Here is a 22,042-nt window from a genome sequence, read left to right as displayed (position 1 = left end):
GTTCCTCATTTTTTCACGTAAATGGTGTGGCCGAGATGATGAAAAACATCAGCACAGCGCCCCACACTTTCTGAATGACCCAGAAATAAAATCCCATTCGGTTTCAACCATTCATAGAACCTTTCGAGCAAAGCCTCCTGAGTGGGTTTATCAAAGTAGATCATCACATTTCGGCACGAAATGAGGTCTAAATTCTTAGGTAACGTCCAAGGAGATAATAAATTCAGTTGCTGAAAATGGACAAAACGTTGCAATTGACTGGCGATTTTTATTTTTCCCTGTTTGATACCGCGCCCTTTTACAAAGCACTTTTTGAGATAGTGCTGTGGAATAGTAGCCACAGCCTCATCGGTATAAATGCCCGCTTGCGCATGTGCCAAAACCTGTGTGTCTAAATCTGTTGCGTAGATATCAATATTATCCGCGAAATCAAATAAACCGCTGCTGTATAGCGACGCAATAAAACTGTATGGCTCTTCACCGCTAGAGCATCCAGCAGACCAAATTTTAGGATGACGCACGCCCTGTGATCGCCACTCATCGAGCAGTACTTTTTCCAAAAACTCAAAGTGATGATACTCGCGAAAAAACTGGGTTTTGTTAGTCGTTAACGCATTGATGAAGTTGATCCGCTCTCGCTCATTATGCTCAATAAGCTCCTTGTAATCACAGAAACGCTGAATCCCCAGTCGACGCATCTGACGGCTCAAACGGCCGTAAACCATCGCGCGCTTCGCATCTGATAAGTAAATGCCGGCCGTTTTGTGCATAAACCACTGGATGAATTTGAAATCCTTTGCAGTGAGTTCAAATTCTTGGTCATTGTTCATCATGATTGGATGGCTATCTGTTAGAACTCTTCCCATTCATCTCCATCCTCATTGAGGTTGAGCCCAGAATTGGCAACGTTATTGGTGGCTTTAATGCCTGCCACTTTCTTGACCTTGGGTTTGGGTTGATGGGCGGAGATGGGTGTTCTTTTGGGCTCGAACGTTTTGATGTTGTCATCGGTGGTGAAATAGCTCATCAAGCTAATCAGCTCTTTCCCTTCATCTTTCAACGATTGGCTGGCCGCAGAGGTTTGTTCAACAAGAGAGGCATTTTGCTGCGTCATCTCATCCATGGCTGTAATTGCACGATTGATTTCGTCAATGCCCGTCGATTGTTCAATACTGGATGATGCAATTTGGGCGATGAGATCAGATACTTTTGCTACAGCGTCCACAATCTCATTCAATGTTGCTCCTGACTCATCAACTAAACGCGATCCCTCTTCTACTTTCTCAACACTATCTTTAATCAGCCCTTTAATCTCTTTCGCCGCTGCTGCGCTGCGCTGCGCAAGGTTCCGAACCTCTCCAGCAACAACAGCAAACCCACGCCCTTGTTCTCCGGCTCTTGCCGCTTCTACCGCTGCGTTCAAAGCCAATAAATTGGTTTGAAAGGCTATCTCGTCTATCACTCCAATAATATCGGCAATCTTCTTACTCGAACGATTAATTTCCGACATGGCCGAGATCGCTTGCCCCACCACTTCACCACCTTTACTGGCTTTTTTGGCAGCATCACTCGCTAGATCGTTCGCACCTTTGGCGTTATCTGCATTTTGGCGCACGGTCGCTGTCATCTCTTCCATACTGGCGGCCGTTTCTTCTAAATTGGATGCTTGAGCTTCCACCCGTTGGCTCAAATCATTATTGCCTTGCGCGATTTCCGTTGACGCCGTAGCCACTCTGGCAGAAGAAATGGTGATTTTTTCAACCATATCGCGCAGGTTAGCAATCGAGGTATTGACCGCATTTTGCAGTTGACCAAACTCACCTTGGCTACCCTCTTCCATCTTGGTATTCAAATCGCCATCCGCCACTTTACTCATGACGTCAATACACTGAGCCAGCGGTGAAACTAAGGTATCAAGCAAGTTATTAATCCCCTCGCCCAACTCCCGCATAAATCCGCTGTACACGGTGGTATCAATTCGTTCATTCAACTGCCCTGCGATAGCTTTTTGAATGAGGCTCTCTACTTGGTATTGACCATCTTGTTGTTCGGTAATATCGATCCATTGCAATGCAGGGCCAATGTATTCCCCTTTGTGATTGTGCATCGCAATACAAGTTAAATTAAATTGCAGCGCCCCCACTTTGATGTTGGATGAAAATGGCAAACGATCAGGGTTGGCAATAATGCTACGTTGATGGCCCGGGTTTTTATGAAAGATATCGATATTTTGTCCGACCAGATTATTGACGTCAAAGCTTGTTAATACTGTCCTCAACTCACTTTCTCTTGTACGCATCAACTTGGTCAATGAAGGGTTTAAGTATTGAATAATACCCTCTTTATCGGCCATCATTAGGTTGGTTGTCATCCCCTCGACTGCCGAAGCTAAGCGGCCTATTTCTTGCTCTTTTGCAATCTCTTGAGTGACATCACGCCACTCTAATGTGTTCCCGATATAAATACCGTCTTCATCAATAATGGCGCCAACATTAAGCTCGATCTTCACTCCTTTAATAGTAATCATGGTAGTGAAAGGCAAGTTGGCTGGATTCGACAACATTTGGCGTTGATGCTGTGGATTGACGTGAAAACCATCGATGCAGTAGCCAATCAATGACAACTCTTCAGCTTTAAAATCAGGCCAGACACTTTGAAAAAGCACTTCATGCTGCTTGAGTAGAATCAATGACTGCTTATTGAGATAGGTGATTTGAAAATCTCGGTTAATCATCATCAATGCGGTTTTTGCTGCATTAAGAGCAGAAAGAAGCTGCTGATTGGAGAGCCCTTCATTCTCATCGACCAATGGATCTTCTATCTGCCCAACAAATTTTTTTGGTTCTGGTTTGCGGTTCCAAAATGCCATGAGTATTCCCTCACAAAATAGCGTCTTCTACGAATGTCTGATTTAACCCAGGTACATCAAAAAGGGTCTCGATATTAATTAGGATCAAATGACCGTTAGCCACACTAGCAATTCCCTTCATAAATTGTGGTTCAACCGTGGTGGATAAGGCTGGTACAGGTTTTATCTCTTCAGCGGCTAAGTCATACACTTCTGAAACACCATCGACAATAATGCCGAGCGGATTGCGTTGCGCGTCATTCAAAACGATAACAACTGTCGTGGCCCCAATCTGTGCAGGTGGCAGACGAAAACGAATTCGAAGATCAACAATCGGTACGTACTCACCACGAATATTGAGTAAGCCAACTAAGTAATCCGGTGCATTGGGTACAGAGCGCACATCACTCCAGCCGCGAACTTCTCGGACCTCAAGGATTGGCACAGCGTACTCATCGTTATCTAGCACGAAACTAAGAAACTCTTGTTTAGACATCAGGGTTCCTCACTCAGTATTCGGTGCATATCAAGGAGCCCTTGGGTATCGAGCAGTGACATGACCTCTTCGCCAACATTGAGCAAACCGAGCGAATACGCAGCGGCAGGTGTTTCCCCCACGGCAGGAAACAGCACATTATCTCCCTGGCCAATCACATCACTCACTGCATCAACGACTAAGCCCATAATACGAGGCCGCTCTTGTTGCAGGCTACGAAGTACCAACACCACAGTCGTGGGAAAGTAGCCACAAGCCTCCATGCCAAATCGAAGGCGCAGATCGATAATAGGCACAATCATGCCGCGTAAATTAATCACACCTTTCACAAAGCTAGGCGCGCGAGGAATAGGCGTAGGTGGCTCCCACACTCGAATCTCTTCAACATCTTGAATTGCTACCCCGTACAACTCATTCGCTAACCGGAAACTCAGAAAATCGGCCTCACAGCTTCTTTCTTCATAAACAGCATTCAAAACACTCTGTGTTTGATTCTCTTGTTGATGATTTGGTGAATAATCATATTCCATGGCTCTTCTCTGTCACCTTCACTAAGCGGCAATAATCTTGGGAGATAAACTTGAACGTCGATTCGAGTACGTGGAGATTAACCCTTGAATATCTAAAATGAGCGAAACGGAACCATCTCCCAAAATCGTAGCTCCTGATATGCCTGCCACTTTGCAGTAATTTGACTCTAAGCTCTTTATAACCACTTGCTGCTGGTCTAGCAGCTCGTCAATCAATAAGCCAACGCGACACCCAGCGGCTTCAACAAAGCAGAGTATTCTATCGGGCAAAGCACCACTTGATCCCATTTCCAGTTCATCTTGCAGACGTAAGATAGGAATGTTTTCGTCACGAAGCCGGTACAGCTCAACCCCACCGGCGGCATACTTCACATTAGCTAGGTTGATTTGGATAGATTCGATAATGGTGAGCAGTGGGATGATGTAAACTTCCCCGCCTACTTTGATCAATTGCCCATCGAGGATGGCTAAAGTGAGTGGTAAACAGATAGTGAAATGGCTGCCTTTACCTAACGTGGATTCGACATCAATATGCCCACCCAACTCTTCGATATTACGTTTTACAACATCCATACCGACGCCACGACCTGAAATATCAGACACTTGTTCTGCTGTTGAAAACCCTGCGGCAAAAATAAGGTTAAGGATCTGTTTGTCGGTGATATCTTCACGCCGTGTATCTTTAGGTAATACACCTTTTTCTAGCGCCTTTTGAAATATTCTTTCACAGTTGATTCCCGCGCCATCATCTTTCACTTCGATCACTATCGAGCCACCTTGATGATAAGCATGTAGTTCAATGGTGCCGATTTCTGGTTTGCCTTGTTCAAGGCGAATGTGTGGCTGTTCAATTCCGTGGTCAATACCATTTCTGACTAAATGAACCAATGGATCAACAATACGTTCAAGGACGGTTTTATCGAGCTCGGTATGCTCACCAATGATGTTCAGTTCTACTTTTTTTTCAAGTCGGCCGCACAAGTCTCGCACAAGGCGAGGAAAGCGGCTAAAAGCAAAGCTCATCGGCAGCATGCGAATATTGAGCACATTTTCTTGTAAATCTTTACTGTTTTGCAAAAGCTGAACTAGGCCTGCTTGCAACTTTTCTAATTTATCCATGGTGAAATCGTTGCCGATTTCGGTCAGCATTGATTGGGTGATAACAAGTTCCCCAACCAAATTAATCAGGCTGTCGACTTTCTCAATATCGACGCGAATAGAGCTTACGCTGGATTCTGCTTTAGCCACTTTGGGCGCAACAGCGGGCGTAGACTCTATTGATTTTATGAGATCGATGGGTTTTATGAGATCAACTTGCTCTGCCGATTCGGTAGGGGGAACAGCGTTCGCATGAAACGTAGGTGGCACCTCGGCCGAAGATTCCTCACTCTCGCTGATCATACCTTGGGTCGTCGATTCTTGTACTAAAGGTTCAACAATTAAGTCACATTCATCTTCAACCCATTCAAAAATTTCGCGAATATCACTCTCTTGCACTTGGCTACTGAGAAAAATAGTCCAGCTTAAATAACAAAGCTCAGCCTCTATTTCCACCAATTCGGGAAGGTGCTCAAGCTGAGCTTCCGCCCTGCACTGATCATCCAGTTCATAAAGCTCTCGCAGCAACCGAAGTGGATCATTACCACTGAAATAAAGTTCTCTATGCGGAGTAAAAACGACTTTCCAACCTAAGTTGTTCTCGTTGTCAGAAGCCTTTAAGAGCGATGACGTCTGTTCATCTTCGGCGTCAAGCGGGTGATGGTCTGCTAGCTCATGATCAACCGTTGAATTGTCAGCAAGTAAAGCATGCAGTGACTGGCTGACTCTCTGCTGAAGCTCACTATCAACCTCACCGTGGCTCTCATGCCCCGCGAGCATATTGCGAATGCAATCACCGCTTTTCAGTAAAATGTCCACACTTTGAGCAGTGAGAGTTGATTTTTCGTTACGGACGAGGTCAAGATACGCTTCGACAGAGTGGGTAAATTCACTGATATCCAGTAAACTAAAGGTCGCAGCGCCACCTTTAATCGAATGGGCAGCCCGAAAAATGGTATTAATAGTCTCTTTCTCAACCTGATTAGGGTCAAGATTAAGCAGTACATTTTCAAGCACTTCAAGATTTTCACGACACTCTTCGTAAAACATCTTGCGCAACAGTTCCATGTCTAAAGCCATAGCTCTTCCTGCCAGTTAACGTCGTTTAACGAATGAAGCTTTTAATAAAATACGGTGTTCTATATGACCCGTTTTAGTGTTTTCAATAGCGTCTCAGGGTTGAACGGTTTGACCAACCATCCTGTAGCTCCCGCGAGTTTTCCTTCTTGTTTCTTTTCCATACTCGTTTCAGTGGTTAACATCAAAATAGGTATAAACTTATATTGAGCATTACCACGTATTGCTTTAACTAACTCAAAACCACCCATCACTGGCATGTTGACGTCCGAAATAACAACATCAAATTTGGTTTGTTGTGCCTTACGTAATGCATCACTTCCATCAGTAGCGGTTTCAACGTCATAGCCTGCATCTTTCAATGTATGGCTTAGCATTTGACGAATTGAAACCGAATCATCAACCGCGAGGATCTTTGTCATAGCCCCTTCCTTGCAAAATCTCATTACTCTGCGAACAAGCTTTCTAAAGCCAGTAGCGCAATACCTTCATTGAGCGTGTTTGTTGCGTTAACTAAAGTAATCTCAATTCCAGCTCGCTCTGCTGTCATAAACAAAGAAGCAAGCAGTTGCAGACCGGCAGCATCCACGCTATTAACTCGTGATGCATCTATCGTTAAAGGAGGAGTTAGGCTTAGCCATTGAAGATAATTTGCTTTGGAATCTAGTACCGTTGAAATTTCCAAAGACTCCGCCAACAAAAAATCCATATCTCATCCTTACGTACTATTTATATTCTATTTTTTAGGAGAACACCTGACTTTGAGTGTAGGAGGGAATACTCATTAAGCAAATGATTGAACACGTTAGGAACAAAAATAAAAACCTCACAATAAGGGGGACCGTATGGTTAACTCATTAATATAGTTTGGATTTTTTTATTCTGTGACTAGAACAAAAAATCCTACTCTTAAGACGTAAGTAGTAGGACTTTTTTGTCATATGACAAGCACAGTACACCTGGAGAAAGTGTCTGCTCTTACATTATTCACGCTTTACACTGTAAATTGGCTGCAGTTCATTGCGTTGAATGATCAACTTTACAGTGTAAATCATCTAATAGTCGATTAAGGTCATGACGGAGGGTAGCCTCAATCATTTTCCGTCCAGTGAGGTTTAATTGACTGGCACACTCTTGCCAGCTTTTCCTTTGCAATACTTTGACAATAAGTACATCAGATAACAGTGATAGAGCAGCTTTATCCAATGAAGTAATTAGCCGATGAATCCATACACTCACACTCTCATAATCCGCACCGCCTTGTGCGTAACAACGTAGCAATGAATAAGGTAGGAAATTAACTTCATTTGAATCCGCGCATGCGACACGATCTCGGACTAATGACAAGATGGTCCGAACCAAAGCCGGCTCTAAACTTTGCAAAGAATCAGATAGCGAGAAAATGAAATGCTGCTCGAAAATTTGTTCAGCCCGAGTTAACCAATCCAATTTTTTCGCTTGGACCATGATTAAGGAAAAACAGCCACTCGCGCTGTCTCTGTGGCTCCCTAGTTTTATCGGAACAAATTGGTTCTTAGCCCAAAAAGCCATTAAATCGCTCGTTACGCCAAAACTCGTCGCTAAATAGTCGGCATCATTTTCCAGCATGCACGCTTCAATCAAGCGGCTGCCCAACCCTTGATTTTGTAATTCGGGATGAACTGCAATACGCATGATGCGCTGACAAACACTCTGCGCAGCCTGCGTAATACCAACTTGATTAGCTAAGCAAACAGGAACTAGATGACCTTTAGGACGTCGCTTTCCTCGTTGGATCTCTTCCACTAAAGCGTTACAAAGCCCACCTTCACGTACTGTCAGCAAACAACCGACACAAACCTCGCCTACCATTGCAGCAACTAGCTGAACTTTATCGTCCGCTAAAAAATGAAATAGATCGTTCGGTGATGTCTGGTAATGAGCATTCACTAATAACGAAAAAATAGCGGCTAAGCGTGTCGGGTTGGCAATGAGTTGAGCCTTATCCAGATGCTCAATGTTAAGTGTCGCTAACTGTTCTGATGTCATCGTCGGCAATGTAGCTAAATCATAACGAAGGAGGAAAGTATCGTAATGCCACGCTTCTAACGGATCACCCTGACGCCAACGGATCGGCTGATCTAAATGGAGAGTTCGAGTCCCAGCTCGATGGTGTGCTAACCAAGTTTGAAACTTAAGCGTGAACCCTCTCCCACACCCTTCGTAGCCATGAATGGTGGTAGAGAAGACCGCACGATGATAGTGTTCAACCCAGTTTTTTAACATTGATAAAGGCAGCGCGGCCGCTTCATCTACCAATAGGAGATCACACTGTGGCCGATGCAAAATCAGCTCATCCGGTGCCACAAACGTCAATGACGAGTTTTGCCAAGTAAGGGATTGTCTGGTGACGCGAGCGCCTGCTAAACCTTTAGCCGCATGTTCAAATATCGGCGCTACGGCATGGATTGAGGGTGCCGTGACCACAATATCTAATGAACGAGACGCCATCAATTTAGCCGCAGCAATACCAAGCGCACTACTTTTCCCTCGTCCCCGATCGGCAGTGAGAACCAATGGTCGCTTGCGATGCCCATCCATCACACGAAGAATTGCTGAAACCGCATCAACTTGCTGTTTATAAATCGGTGATTGAGAGCTGACTCGTGGATAAACGGGTAAAGGAGGGCAAGGTTGATTCTGTTCTATAACAACAAGCTGTTCGAACGCTCGCGTTAACCAGCGCTCAGCAAAAGAGTCGTTACGCTGAGGGGCTTCAATGATCAACAGTAACCCACCACCGACCAGTGAACCCAGCGCAGCACTGAAACTGTTCGCATCAAAACCATGGTGATTGTCACAAATAAGTAAATGGCATTCTTGACCAAGAAACTGCTGCCCTTTGTTGAAGGGGGCATAACGAACGCATGGTAACGGTTCTCCACCTAACTGAAATATGGCTTGCCCCTCATTTTTTGCGAGAAAATGCATAAGCACGTGTTGTTGCCATTGAGGCTCACCACGGATTAAGAGCCCCATACGCCATAGGCTATTCTCAGCCTGCACCATCAAATCATCTAAATAAGCCGCTATCATGTTCATATTTACGCCACCTCGCTGAAACGCAATGGTAGCACAGCCGCTATAATCACTGTGCGTCGTTAAAAATATTTTTCTTTACGACAAATTATATTTGCTTTAATCGTGACCATTTTTAACTAATTATTCACCTACACCCCAGTACACTTCTGGGCTATTTAAGGAATTCAAATGCAATGAAAACTTTCATCAAAGGATTGGTTTTGGCAGCAGCTCTAACTTCTTCACACGTAAGCGCAGACAACAAAACACTCAACGTTTATGCATGGGGAGGATATCTTCCAGAAAAATCCCTCAAGCAGTTTGAGCAGCAGGAAGGGGTAACGATTAACTATTCGACCTTTGAAAATAACGAGTCAATGTATACCAAGCTCAAGTTGCTCAAAGGTGGCGGTTATGATGTGGTTTTTGCCTCAGCGTATTTCATTGAAAAAATGGGACGTGAAGGGTTACTAACCGAGCTGGATCATGCACAAATCCCGAACATGAAAGATGCCATGCCTTCACTACTCGGCCAAGCACACGATCCCAAAAATAGTTATTCCCTGCCCTATATTTGGGGGATCACTGGCCTCAGCTATAACGAATCATTAGTACCAGAAGGTGTCTCTCGCTGGGCTGATTTGTGGGATAAGAAATATAGCCAACAAGTGATGTTGATTGACGATATTCGCGATGTCTTTGGTATGGCGCTGATCTTAAATGGCTTCAGTATTAATACAAAAAATGAAAAAGAGATTGAAAAAGCCTACCAATCATTGGTCACGTTAAAAGATAATGTACTGTTGTATAACTCTGATGCACCACATGTGCCTTATGTCTCAGGTGAAGCAGCGTTAGGGATGCAATGGAACGGGAATGCCTACCAAGGCCAAGTTGAGATGCCAGAGCTAAAATTTGTAATGCCGGAAGAAGGCGCAGTCTTGTGGATGGATAACTTTACTATTCCATCAGGCAGCAACAACAAAGCGTTGGCGCATAAATTCATCAACTTCATGTATCAAGCAGAGAACCAAGCTGAGATTGTGAATAGCTTAGGTTATGCATCGGCAACAAAAAGCGGCCGAGCGTTGCTTCCAGCAGAACTTCGCGACAATCCAACGATTTTTCCAGCCGATGAAGATATGGCTAAAGGGGAATTCATTAATGATGTTGGGCCTGAAGCGCTCGCTATCTACGAAAAATACTGGCAGCGTTTAAGAAATCAATAGATTCGAACTGAATAGACTTAGTTACTAAAAAACCCGCCGTGGCGGGTTTTTATTCTTTACATGATGGATGCTTAATCAAGCTTAGATTGGATAAAATCTAATATTTCTTGCACCGTAGCATCATCCACCTTTTTCAAATTAAGCGCTAAATTACTGCCTTTACGACTGTAACTTACGCGGCCTTTGATCAGATCAATTTTTACATGCTCAGTGCGCTTAGGTGGCAACAACTCTTGTATCCAAGACTCTATTGTCTCTGTGACTTCTTTCGTCAATCGGGCAACACCTTGTACGCTACTACGCTGCCAAACAAATCCATCTTCAGATTGACACTTTTCCAACAAATTTGCTTGTTGCTTTGCATCGAGTTCATTAAATTGTTTATGCAATTTAACTATGGTTGGACGACCTAATTCAACCACATTTGGATAAGCTTGCAATAGCTCAAGTGGCAAAGCCGCTGCTTTTAGAGCACCACTTACTAGGGCCTCACTGCATTGAAATATCTTGGCTAAAGCTTTTTGGTCTTCCGCTTCACCGTTATCCAGCTTCGCTTGCATCTCTTTACCCTTCTCATAAAGAGAAAGCGGCTTGTGCGCGTTTGCCACATCCGAAAGAAACTTCGCATGTTCCGAGTTTATGTCTTCAGCAACATAAACCAAAAATTCTTTACCCGCCAAGATACAAGACATTCGACGACGGCTGCCATCAAGGACTTCAATTTTGCCCCCAGCGGTTTTACGACCAACCGCAGGATATTGCTGACCACGCTCACGTAATGTACTCAATACATCAGATAGAGCATGCTCATTCAGAAAAGCTTGTTCACGCGCATTCTGCGTAAAAACAATCGTCTTTTCCGCTACTTGCTCAGCGGGAATCCTGACCAGTTCGAAAGTGACTAACTCTTCTCCCGCAACCGCCAATTCGATGATTTGCGCTTGTTCTTTCGCTGCCGTTTGGGCTTCTTGCGGGGTGGTTGCACGTCGCTTATTCGCTTTACCAAACAGTTTCGCATTTAGTTCAGACGTTTTAATTGCCATGTTTTACTTACCCCTGATTTAGTGATGACCAATGACTGTGAAGCACTCGCTCAAGCTCCAGTGCACTTTTTTGCACAGCGTCTTGCGCAGTCGCTAGCGTCTTTTTACCACCTTCAAAATCGCTGGTGGTGAGATCAAAAACGGTGCTGTAGGTGTCAGCACAGGTTTCAAATGCTCGGCTACGCGGAATCGTCGCCATCATGACTTGATCACCCAACAGGTAATTCATTTCCGTTAATACCGAGACTTGCTTTTTATTATCATCTTCAAACATCGTCGGCATCAAACGTACAAATTCTAACCCTTTCCAATCTTCTGGAAACATTTCATAAACCGTAGGAAGGTGTTGAAAGAAATTGACGGTTGACGCCCAATCTAATCGCTTAGCCGCGCACGGGATCAGTAATGCATTGGAAGCATACATTGCATTCCATACCAATGGATCAACGTGTGGGCCAGTATCAATCATAATGATGTCAAAATCATCGCCAATCTTATCGATAAGTTTCTCTTTCAGCAGTCGAACAATATCAAGCGATTGGTTTTGCGAAAGATACTGCCACGCTTCTGCGTTAAACATTGCATCTTCAGGAAATGCAGAGATGGTTTTTAAATTGGGATATTGGGTTGGCAACATCACGTTCTTATGTAAGAACGCCTTGTCCACTTCAGTGTCTTCAGGCACGTTGTCTAACATAATATCAACGGCAGAATAGATATTACTGTGCTCTGATAAACTTATTTGCGGGTTGAGAAATAACCGTAATGAACCTTGCGGATCTAAGTCAATCAAGCAGATACGGTAACGCTGATCCAAATTCAGGGCGAGGCACGCGGCTAGATGGACAGCAGTCATTGATTTACCTGTCCCCCCCTTTTGGTTCTGAACATTGATGACCCAAGGCTTATGATCACCATGCTTTTTCCTTTGGTGGAACTTAGGCACACCAGCGGCATCCATGAGCATGTGGGCTTCCGCTAAAGAAATTGAATAGTGATTAGCATTGTTTTTAGTAAATTGATGGCCAGCTTGTTCCATTTTGGAAATGGCATCATCTAGCTTACGGCGTGTTAAGCCTGAACGAGTTTCCATTAGCGCTTTTGACATCGCAGGAAAATGGTCATCACTACGTTCTTCTAAAACAATTTCAATTCGGTCAGCTTGCACCTGTTGAGTTTGCTCGGCGAGCTGGTAGAGATTCGCTATGGTTTGTTCTCTTTTCATTGCCAAATTCCATAATAAGTACCTAACGCAGATTGTACAGCAAAAAATTTAATACTCAACAAAAAGGTGAACATTCACTTTTAGATTAATATCACAATAAATAGAAAAATATATCGGAATTTAATGAATTGACCTCATTATGGTCATCATTTTTCCTTAAATAATGGGTAACTTAGTCCATTATTTATTTGAACATTAAAAATATTACAACGTAACTTATTTACATTGTAAATGAGCTTAAAATACCCGGAACGATTAGAGAAGCAGCATAATTTACGGTATGTGTCATTTGGAATGATGTACCCCCGGCAGATCAATTAAATAATCGTAGAACATGAATAATAATAACTAGAGCGATAGGGCAGGGGAAACTTATCCTTTTCGTCAGGGTACCAGGACGCATGATCAAGGCTAACATGATGATCATGCGTCCGAAGAGATCCCTCGCCACAGGAACAATGATCAAGAGGAATTAGCGCCTTCCTTATCAGCAAATAATCAGAAAACAAATGGATCTTCATCGGATCAATGATCAAGTGTGATTTAAGCTCGGAAGCATGTAAAAATAGCGCATAATTACGGGGGATTGCAGATGGAATAGGGGCTGAGCAAGATACCTAGTACATAACAAGTAAAATTTAAAACACACCAAATAACAAAACCTTCTTCAATACGCTCTTGATCATGCTTTCGATACACTCTCACTCCTTATAATAGAAGCCGTTAAAAGAGTTATTTGTCATTTCAATTCGTGTTTATGCCAAAATCGACTTTGAAAGAACATTTAATGCACTTCCTTGATCATCTTTCCAAAGAAAAACCAAGCCCATATTCTTCATCTAGCTCAAATAAAATAATCACTTCAACTCATCATGTGGATAAGTTGTGCATGAGCCATGATCATGCTTTAAGAAAGTGTTTGATCATTGATTCATTCGTCTGATGATCATCGTTCGGAATGTGATTGATCATGCTTTCTTCTCTACAATGATCATGTTTTCAGTTTTCTATGATCATGCTTCTGAAGGGGATTTTTTTTTATCCCTATAAAACAATCAATTAGGCTGCTCATTAAGGCCTGATCATTAGATCATATAAGCAATATAGATCAGAATAATCAAAAAGATCAGTTATTTAAAAGCAATAAGTTTTTCTTTATTTATGATCTCTTTTTCTTTATTCTATTGGAACTATAGCGATATTACGGCTAGTGTGATACGGATCTAATAATGAACGCAGACGAAAAAATATTGATCAAAGCACCAAGGAGCCACAAAGATGGGCATCTTTTTGAAGTTTCAGAAACTGCTGTTGATTGGGTTGATCAATACCAACATTTTAAAGGTGTTACCAAAAGTATCGTTGAACTTCTTAACCTGATCTCATTAAGAGGTTTCCGCAGCCAAGATGGGTTAGTCTCAACAACAGAGTTAATTGAAGCAACCGATGGCCAATTGACCAGAGCGGCTATTCAGCAACGGCTGCGTGCTGCAGTAAGTATTGGTTTATTTAAACAGATCCCGGTGAGATTTGAAGAAGGTTTAGCTGGCAAGACAATGCTGCATAAATTTGTTAACCCAAATAAGCTCATCTCTGTGCTTGGTTCAACCAGTCTAGTAACTGAATCAGTAAAACAGACAGAAAAACGCAAGCGTTCAAAAGCGCTGGCTCAAACTCAGGTCAATAAGCGTTTGTTGACAGAACATGGGCTAAATATTCCACCAGCGATGAAAGACGAAGCGGATCAGTTTGTGGTTTCACCCACCAATTGGGCTGGGATCATTGATCAAGCATTAGCTCCACCGAGAACTCGTAAAAGCTACCAGAAATCAATGGTGTCGATTTCTGGTACCCGTGCGATCATTGAAACTCGTTCTTCCAAAAATATCATGACAGTGGATGATCTAATGACACTGTTTGCACTGTTCACCTTAACGGTGCAATACCACGATCATCACCAAGAAGATTACCAACTTAATACCAAACACACACCGAATAAAACCCCATTGTACATTACTGACATTTTGTCGCTTCGCGGTAAAAAAGATAGTGGCCCAGCAAGAGATTCTATTCGCGATAGTATTGATCGGATTGAATTTACAGACTTCCAACTGCATGAGTTAACCGGCCGTTGGCTGAGTGAAAACATGCCAGAAGGATTTAAGAGTGATCGTTTTCGGTTCCTAGCAAGAACGATCACCGCTTCTGAAGAAGCGCCAACGGAAGGGGCTGATGGTGAAATTAGGATCAAACCTAATTTGTACATTTTGGTGTGGGAGCCTTCATTCTACGAAGAGTTACTCACTCGCGATTACTTTTTCTTGTTTCCACCAGAGATCCTAAAGCAACATACGTTGGTCTTCCAACTCTACTCCTATTTTCGCAGTCGCATGTCGCGTCGCCATACCGACAGCATGCTACTGAGTGAATTGAACCAAAAGTTGGCCCGTAATATCGAATGGCGTCGTTTTTCGATGGATCTTGTCCGTGAGCTAAAACGATTATCGGAAGGAAAGGGCAGCGATTCGTTATTTGTCGTGAATCTTTGGGGCTATCATTTGACGGTCACCACACTGGTGGATAAAGAAAAAGTGATGGATTACCAAGTCGACATTAAGTGTGATGTGGAAGAAGTCCTGCGCTACTCGCGCGCTCGTACCACCAATGCAGGCAAACGCAACATGGCTCCAACGTTGCCTAACCCACTGCGCAATGAGATGGTTTCTAAGCAAAAATTAGAAGAGCTCTCTGAGATCATTGATGGTGAATTTGAACCGATTCAACGTAAAGCACCGTCTCCAAAGGGTAAGCTGGGACGAAGAGTCAAGCAGCGCAAACACCTAGTAGAGATCAATGCCGATGAAATTACGATTACCTTATCTAAATATACCTCTCCAGAGGCCCTAGAACGCAGTATAACGGCGTTATCAGCAATGACTGGACATCCACCATCCTCTATCAAGGAAGAGTGTACAGAGCTGATTGATAAGCTGGATTGGCTGAGGGTTGGAAATGAGGCGATCTCTTATGAGACGTTAAGTAAATTGATCGAGCTCTATAACACGAAAAACGAGAATAAACATTTATCGATCGAACGTTTGATCTCGGGTCTCGCGGTACGCCGCAAAGTGTGCAAGCAAGTGTACGAGGGGCATTTAGATGAATCCGTATTCCGGGCACTTGATGAAGTCGCTATTGGTATTTAAAAGGTATTTAAAGCAAATTTACAACACAACCTTGACATGTAGCTGACATTTTGTTTTAGAAGGTCCGTTAGTATAGAAAACGAATAGACAACCTTTTGTCCTATCTGATGAATTAATAGATTGGCTCATATATGTTTTTAGCGAGTTATATAACTCGCTATTTTTTTATCTGTTGATCCCTGCAATCAATTAATACCCTCGCTTTATACCTTGATCATCGTTCCACGCGTAATATGCAAGAAATCGAACATGAGCATCAATTAAACTTCGGGATAAGGCCTCATCAACGTGCTGTTGGTTGAGATGCTCCAAACTCAGTACCATCAACTGCTGCATCCGTTTTATACACCAAGATTTTAACTCAAGTTCACTATTCGGCTCCGAGACACAACGCTGAAAACGAGCGTAAGCAAGCTGCAGATATTGGAAGGCAAGCTCACCGTCAATGAGCTTGTAGTACTCATATTGGCGCAGGCAAGCATCAAGCCAACAAGCAATTGCTTTACTTTGATCATCACTCAGATCCGGCCCCCAGATCTCCTGTGGAGCATTAAGGATCAGAGGTTGTAATTGAGCCACCTGATCATAGCGCTTGTTCAGATGCCATTGATGGATCTCGGTTAACCAGTCGTGAAGCTTACACATCGCGTCTTACCTACAACTTTAAATGTATTAACTACAGTCTGGTGTATTTCAAGCTTATTTGCCAAACAGAAATGGGGAACCATGAGCTAAAAATCAGCACATTGAAAGGGGGGGACTGCGATAGTATGCAACAGAATAAAATGAGCGCTAAAACGCTTGAATTCATGTATGCAATATTTAAATTTAGCCTCGTCTAGCAAGGTTGGCAAAGTAATATTAATAGTTTTAAAAATAAGGTTTCTAAACCATCGCCAAAATCACAATATGGACGAAATATGCTTAACAAATCAAATGTCGTTTGCTACAGATTACATGTCCCTTACGTGGTTTGTTCGGAGGTAACAATGTCCATAAATTCTATTGACCATGACGAAATGACTGATATTGCAAATAAGTGGGACTTCACGGAAGAAGTAGAAACTCAAAAACCAGTTAAAAACCTTAAATCAGCCGAAGCTCGCCGTCGTATTGAAGCATTAAGAGAGATTCGAGAAAGTGGTTTAACCATTGAAGAAGCGAAGGAGCTAGGCATACTTCACTGACGAGTTCTCACCATTAATCCCCTAAGGGTGGCGCATAGCCACCCTTTATATTTTCCAATTTTCTTGATTTCATACCGATAAATTGCACATTTATGCTCTTAATTTTCCTATGTCCTATGCTATATTTCGTGCCACGTATTTACCGATCTAGGCTAACTCATGTCCTTCAACCTATCTTTACTTGCCGCTGAAGAGAAAAACAAAGTAGAGCTCGATAAACAAGCTTCCTTTCTTGTTTGGAAACTCAAGCAAGGAAAAGCAGGGCCTGAAGCGATCACTCAGCAGCAGTCTAAAATTGCCAGTGAGGCCGAAAAAGAGTGGTTTTTACAATCGGTGAACAAATACAAAAGAGTGATGGGTGTTGCGTAGCATTCATGTCTTTGCTAAGTGGAAAATTGAAATGATCCCACTTTTTGCTAAAATCCCTCGCGTTAAATTGAATTAGAGAGATCATCCCTATGGGAAGAAGTTTTGAAGTGCGCAAAGCCTCAATGGCGAAAACTCAAGGCGCAAAAATTAAAGTCTATTCCAAATACGGTAAAGAAATTTACATGTGTGCGAAAAATGGTGGTTCGGACCCAGACATGAACTTGTCTTTGCGCCACCTGATCACAAAAGCGAAGAAAGACCAAGTTCCAGGCCACGTTATTGATAAAGCGCTAGATAAAGCCAGTGGTGGTGGTGGTGAAGACTACCAACCTGCTCGTTACGAAGGTTTTGGCCCTGGCGGCGCAAGTGTTATCGTTGACTGCTTAACAGATAACGGCAACCGTACGTTCCAAGATGTGCGTCAATGCTTTGTTAAAACGGGTGCGAAAATTGGTACTCCAGGTACCGTATCACACATGTTTGATCACCAAGCGGTATTTCAGTTCAAAGGGGATGATGAAGATTCTATCCTTGAAGCACTGATGATGGATGATGTCGATGTGACGGATGTTGAACTGGAAGATGGTGTGATCACTGTATTTGCACCTAACACTGAATTCTTCAAAGTGAAAACATCGCTAAATAATCAGTTCCCTGATTTGACTATCGATGTGGAAGAAATCACGTTCGTTCCACAAACACACACACCGGTCACGGGCGAAGAGGCGGAGAAATTCCAGAAATTCCTCGACATGCTAGATGACTGTGATGATGTTCAGCAGGTTTACCATAACGCTGAGCTGTAATAGAGCGAATTAATGAGAAGCCGAGTGATTGACTCGGCTTTTTTTTATCTGTGCATTGCTAACCGTGGTCTTATTCATAGAGAATGACGCAAGGATACATACAGCCCACACTCAGTTACGTGTGTTCGTCCGTTTGGGCTGCTGGGTAATAATAAAAGGAGAAGTTAATGAAAGTCAGTTTTATTGGATTAGGGGTTATGGGATACCCTATGGCTGGGCATCTAAAAAATGCAGGGTTTGATGTTAGCGTCTACAACCGCACTCAAGCTAAAGCGCAGCAGTGGGCGCAGCAGTATCATGGGCATGCAGCGCAAACAGTCGCAGAGTGCGTGCAAGATGCCGATGTGGTTTTAACCTGCGTTGGCAATGATGATGATGTCCGTAGCATGACGACCAGTGACGGCGGCGCGATAAGGGCGATGAAACGCGGCGCAATTTTGGTTGATCACACCACCACATCGGCACTGTTAGCCGAAGAGCTGGCGTCTGCGGCTCATAAAGCGGGCATTCGCTTTATGGATGCTCCTGTTTCTGGTGGCCAAGCAGGGGCTGAAAATGGTGTGCTAACCATTATGTGTGGTGGAGATGCCGAACTGTTTGAGCGGCTACAACCCGTATTTCGTGCTTATGGCAAGTCATCGGTGCTGATGGGGAAAGCAGGGCAAGGACAACGCGCAAAAATGGTCAATCAAATTTGCATTGCTGGCGTATTAAATGGCCTGTCGGAAGGATTGATCTTAGCGGAAAAGTCAGGGTTAGATATTGGCGTTTTGGTTGATTGTTTGAAAAATGGAGCCGCAGGCTCATGGCAGATGGAAAACCGCGCTGTGAACATGTCAATAGGTAAATTTGATTACGGCTTTGCCATTGATTGGATGATCAAAGACTTGGGCTTTTGTTTGGATGAAGCGCAACGAAACGATCTAAAATTGCCGATGACAGAAAAAACTTATCATGCTTACCAAGCCTTGTCTGAGCAAGGTGAGGGAAGAATGGATACTTCTATCCTTATCAAAGCCGTTAATTCATAAATATCACAGCTCAGAGATAGACTCAATTGGCCCTATTTAGGGCCATTTACACTGTAAACCTATAAATCGATTCCTATTTATCTTCTGGCTCCGCATACCTACAGTGTCTATCTGTGTGCCTCTTTTTGAAAAATAATTGTATAAAACCATGATCGCCTACCGATTAGGGAGGACAAATGTCCTTCATTTTTGTTTGCTGTGCGTGACAGTGCTGGATAAATCGTCAGCTAATTACATTTACTGAAAAATTTTAAAATTTGGTTTTTAGTTTCAATAAACTAACATGAAGCCAGTTTAATATGCTGTTAATTCTGTGTTTTCATGGTTTTCAATCCAAGCTAGGCCCCTTGATTATAGTGATTATGACCAAGGTCTCAAAATGATCATAATGATTAATAGGAGTAGGATTCGCGACATTATTATTTTTATATAAGTGAAAAAGCAGTGAAAGACACTAAGGAAATGGCTCATTTTAGTCATGTTCAGATTTCCAATTGGACTAAACACGACACCTATTGGCTACTCAGTTTATTTGGTACGGCCGTTGGGGCTGGCATTCTATTTTTGCCAATCAACATTGGGTTAGGTGGTTTCTGGCCATTAGTGTTAATGGTCTTACTCGCTTTTCCGATGACTTATCTCTCTCATCGTGGTCTTGCTCGTTTTGTTCTCTCATCGCGCCGTCCTAATGCCGATTTTACCGACGTTGTTGAAGAACACTTTGGCCAAAGGGCTGGTCGCTTGATCTCTTTGCTGTATTTCCTCTCTATTTTCCCAATCTTACTGATTTACGGTGTAGGTCTAACTAACACGGTTGATAGCTTTTTGGTTAATCAAGCGCAGATGGTCGCTCCCCCTCGGGTGCTACTTTCTGGTGGCTTAGTCTTTGCGTTAATTGCCATTATGCTGGGTGGCGAGAAGATCATGTTGCGCGCTTTTGCTGTTATGGTTTATCCATTGGCGGCTATTTTATTATGTCTCTCGCTCTATTTGATCCCGTATTGGTCAGTGCCGTCATTAGCATTGCCGCAAACGAGTGATTTCTTACACACAGTGTGGCTAGCCATTCCTGTCGTGGTGTTTTCTTTTAGCCATGCAGCGGCGATCTCAAGTTTTGCCAATGTTCAACGTCGTCATTATGGCGCGCTAGCGGATAAAAAATCAGAGCAGATTCTGCGTTACACCAGCCTTGTATTAATTCTGTTTGTCTTGCTGTTCGTGTTTTCTTGCGTATTGGCTTTATCACCAGAAGCATTGCAAGAAGCAAAAGTGCAAAATATTTCAGTGCTGACTTACCTTGCCAATGTCACAGATAATCCCTTCATCGCTACTCTAGGCCCTTTAGTGGCGTTTATTGCCATTACCTCTTCCTTTTTAGGGCATTTCCTTGGTGCGCGAGAAAGCCTGACTGGGCTGTTGTGTAAAAACTTTGGCCTGTCATTGCGTCTTGCTGGGCGACTCACCATTGCGATTTTGTTTGTCACGATTTGGATTGTCGCGATACTCAACCCCAGCATTCTGGGAATGATGGAAGCGTTTTCAGGCCCCGTGATCGCTATGATTCTGTTTATTATGCCGATGATTGCTGTATTCAAAGTGCCATCGCTGGCGAAGTATCAACAGCAGATGAGTACACCCTTTGTCATGGCGATAGGGTTATTGGCGGTATCGGCATTGCTTTATAACTTGCTCAATTAAATCAGCCATTGGCTCCGTCACTGGAGCCAAATCAATTACTTGATTTGAGCTTTTGTTATTTGAGGTTGTGCATTATTGAGCGTTGATGCTACCTCCAGAATATCTTGCCACTCATTGTAAGCTGATTGGTACCAAACTTGCTCCAGAATGACCGCTTGTGAATCTTGTGCTTTGGTAAGGTTAGAAACGACGTTGTTGGTTTCATTGTATAAACTGAGCACCGTGGTTTGTAGTGTATCTAAGGATCGGCTGATCGCCGCACAATCGTTGTTAACTTGATCGACACTTAGCAATAGGGCATTGAGAGACGCGATTTGTTGTTGATCTTGAGAGAGCGTTTGTTGATCGTGGTTGATGGTATTTAAAGATGATTGGATATCGCTTTGCAGGCTAGATATTTCACTTTGTGCTTCTACAATAGAGCTAACACCAAACCCTGCCAATATCAAAGAACCTCCCAGTGTAAACGGAGCAAGCACCACGCCAAAAATCGTTTCAAATATCCCTTTCTTACGCTGCGATTGAGCATTCGCAATGGCGGTTTTAAATGCTGCTATCTGCTGTTTCATTAGATCAATTTGGGCGTTAGTGGCGATAATTTCTGCTTGGATGGAAACTTCTTCTTGCTGGATCTGTGCAATAGTTTGTTGCAATGTGTTATGAGCATCTTCCACTTGGCGAGCCCAAGAATTCAATCCCTCATCATAACGTTTTATATTTGATGTAAGACTTTGAATCGGATTTTGTAATGTTAAGATTAATGAAGTTAGCTGCTTTAGTTGAGCGGTGTCAAAACGGGTTTCTAGTGCTTTGAATAACGTTAAAATTTGAACATTAGAATCTTTGAATGTATTCGCAATGGAAAGAACACTGTCCATAATGTCATTTGAAAAATATAAATTACCACTCAAACGCCATTGCCGTACCAGTTTTTGCACCGCATTTAAATTTTGTTCTACCTGAGCATACCAATGTTCTGCATTGCCTTGATCAATATAAGTTTCAACAACGCCTTGGCATGCAGAATTTAGTAACACCATAGCGCTAATAGATGCAGGAATGTCGGTTTGAAGTTGCTCGCTGGCTGATTGATTCATGATGGTCCTCGAAAAAGAATAAAAGGGGGCGTAACCCCCCTT

General features: G+C 43.1%; 19 protein-coding genes. 7 read left to right on the top strand and 12 right to left on the bottom strand.

Going from position 1 to position 22,042, the window contains the following annotated elements; genetic code table 11:
* Positions 1-5 precede the first annotated feature (5 nt).
* The 8 genes from AACR75_RS04325 to AACR75_RS04290 all read right to left on the bottom strand — a co-directional run bounded on the left by AACR75_RS04325 (position 6) and on the right by AACR75_RS04290 (position 9,130).
* Positions 6-866, bottom strand: a complete 861-nt coding sequence (locus AACR75_RS04325; protein ID WP_047687656.1) for a CheR family methyltransferase — start codon at positions 864-866, stop codon at positions 6-8.
* Positions 851-2,869 (bottom strand): methyl-accepting chemotaxis protein, encoded by a 2,019-nt coding sequence (locus tag AACR75_RS04320; protein WP_047687654.1) that lies wholly within the window; start codon positions 2,867-2,869, stop codon positions 851-853. The genes AACR75_RS04325 and AACR75_RS04320 overlap by 16 nt, the downstream gene beginning before the upstream one ends.
* A gap of 10 nt (positions 2,870-2,879) precedes the next feature.
* Positions 2,880-3,344: a chemotaxis protein CheW gene (locus AACR75_RS04315; protein ID WP_013868216.1), complete on the bottom strand. Its 465-nt coding sequence runs from the start codon at positions 3,342-3,344 to the stop codon at positions 2,880-2,882.
* On the bottom strand, positions 3,344-3,874 hold the full coding sequence (locus AACR75_RS04310) for a chemotaxis protein CheW (RefSeq protein WP_017044938.1): 531 nt from the start codon (positions 3,872-3,874) through the stop codon (positions 3,344-3,346). Before AACR75_RS04310 ends, AACR75_RS04315 begins: the two co-directional genes overlap by 1 nt.
* Before the next feature lie 21 nt (positions 3,875-3,895).
* Positions 3,896-6,052, bottom strand: coding sequence for a chemotaxis protein CheA (locus tag AACR75_RS04305; protein WP_047687652.1), 2,157 nt, complete (start codon positions 6,050-6,052; stop codon positions 3,896-3,898).
* A gap of 59 nt (positions 6,053-6,111) precedes the next feature.
* Positions 6,112-6,471 carry a response regulator gene (locus tag AACR75_RS04300; protein WP_026027193.1) on the bottom strand — a complete coding sequence of 120 codons (360 nt, stop codon included), beginning with the start codon at positions 6,469-6,471 and terminating at the stop codon, positions 6,112-6,114.
* 23 nt (positions 6,472-6,494) lie between these two features.
* Positions 6,495-6,758, bottom strand: coding sequence for an STAS domain-containing protein (locus AACR75_RS04295; RefSeq protein ID WP_017044940.1), 264 nt, complete (start codon positions 6,756-6,758; stop codon positions 6,495-6,497).
* Between the two features lie 308 nt (positions 6,759-7,066).
* The gene (locus AACR75_RS04290) at positions 7,067-9,130 is read right to left on the bottom strand and encodes a tRNA(Met) cytidine acetyltransferase TmcA (RefSeq protein ID WP_047687649.1); all 2,064 of its coding nucleotides are present in this window, start codon (positions 9,128-9,130) and stop codon (positions 7,067-7,069) included.
* Positions 9,131-9,303: 173 nt separating this feature from the next.
* Here AACR75_RS04290 and AACR75_RS04285 point away from each other — a divergent pair, with 173 nt between their 5' ends.
* Complete coding sequence (locus AACR75_RS04285) at positions 9,304-10,338, top strand: ABC transporter substrate-binding protein (RefSeq protein ID WP_047687647.1); 1,035 nt, start codon at positions 9,304-9,306, stop codon at positions 10,336-10,338.
* Between the two features lie 71 nt (positions 10,339-10,409).
* Here AACR75_RS04285 and AACR75_RS04280 read toward each other — a convergent pair whose 3' ends face one another.
* Positions 10,410-11,381 (bottom strand): ParB/RepB/Spo0J family partition protein, encoded by a 972-nt coding sequence (locus tag AACR75_RS04280; protein WP_017044943.1) that lies wholly within the window; start codon positions 11,379-11,381, stop codon positions 10,410-10,412.
* A gap of 7 nt (positions 11,382-11,388) precedes the next feature.
* A complete protein-coding gene (locus AACR75_RS04275) occupies positions 11,389-12,606 on the bottom strand; it encodes a ParA family protein (protein WP_026027506.1) in 1,218 nt (405 codons plus the stop codon).
* Between the two features lie 1,229 nt (positions 12,607-13,835).
* On the opposite strand from AACR75_RS04275, the gene AACR75_RS04270 reads away from it, so the two are divergent.
* A complete protein-coding gene (locus AACR75_RS04270) occupies positions 13,836-15,812 on the top strand; it encodes a replication initiator protein RctB domain-containing protein (protein WP_017043500.1) in 1,977 nt (658 codons plus the stop codon).
* 189 nt (positions 15,813-16,001) lie between these two features.
* Here AACR75_RS04270 and AACR75_RS04265 read toward each other — a convergent pair whose 3' ends face one another.
* The gene (locus tag AACR75_RS04265) at positions 16,002-16,457 is read right to left on the bottom strand and encodes a hypothetical protein (protein ID WP_047687645.1); all 456 of its coding nucleotides are present in this window, start codon (positions 16,455-16,457) and stop codon (positions 16,002-16,004) included.
* Between the two features lie 344 nt (positions 16,458-16,801).
* On the opposite strand from AACR75_RS04265, the gene AACR75_RS04260 reads away from it, so the two are divergent.
* The 5 genes from AACR75_RS04260 to AACR75_RS04240 all read left to right on the top strand — a co-directional run bounded on the left by AACR75_RS04260 (position 16,802) and on the right by AACR75_RS04240 (position 20,903).
* Complete coding sequence (locus AACR75_RS04260) at positions 16,802-16,999, top strand: PA3496 family putative envelope integrity protein (protein WP_017043498.1); 198 nt, start codon at positions 16,802-16,804, stop codon at positions 16,997-16,999.
* Positions 17,000-17,158: 159 nt separating this feature from the next.
* Positions 17,159-17,368 (top strand): DUF3283 family protein, encoded by a 210-nt coding sequence (locus AACR75_RS04255; RefSeq protein WP_017046863.1) that lies wholly within the window; start codon positions 17,159-17,161, stop codon positions 17,366-17,368.
* 89 nt (positions 17,369-17,457) lie between these two features.
* Positions 17,458-18,174 (top strand): YebC/PmpR family DNA-binding transcriptional regulator, encoded by a 717-nt coding sequence (locus AACR75_RS04250; RefSeq protein ID WP_017044945.1) that lies wholly within the window; start codon positions 17,458-17,460, stop codon positions 18,172-18,174.
* A gap of 167 nt (positions 18,175-18,341) precedes the next feature.
* On the top strand, positions 18,342-19,205 hold the full coding sequence (locus tag AACR75_RS04245; RefSeq protein WP_047687643.1) for an NAD(P)-dependent oxidoreductase: 864 nt from the start codon (positions 18,342-18,344) through the stop codon (positions 19,203-19,205).
* A gap of 462 nt (positions 19,206-19,667) precedes the next feature.
* On the top strand, positions 19,668-20,903 hold the full coding sequence (locus AACR75_RS04240) for an aromatic amino acid transport family protein (RefSeq protein ID WP_443089060.1): 1,236 nt from the start codon (positions 19,668-19,670) through the stop codon (positions 20,901-20,903).
* Positions 20,904-20,938: 35 nt separating this feature from the next.
* Here the strand turns inward: AACR75_RS04240 and makE are convergent, their stop codons facing one another.
* Entirely contained in the window at positions 20,939-22,000 is a 1,062-nt protein-coding gene (makE, locus tag AACR75_RS04235) for an alpha-pore-forming cytotoxin subunit MakE (protein ID WP_019280791.1), read from the bottom strand.
* Positions 22,001-22,042 lie beyond the last annotated feature (42 nt).

It is taken from the genome of Vibrio sp. ZOR0018 (genome assembly GCF_963865925.1).
Taxonomy (GTDB): Bacteria; Pseudomonadota; Gammaproteobacteria; order Enterobacterales; family Vibrionaceae; genus Vibrio; species Vibrio anguillarum.
This window is presented reverse-complemented; position numbering and strand designations above follow the sequence as displayed.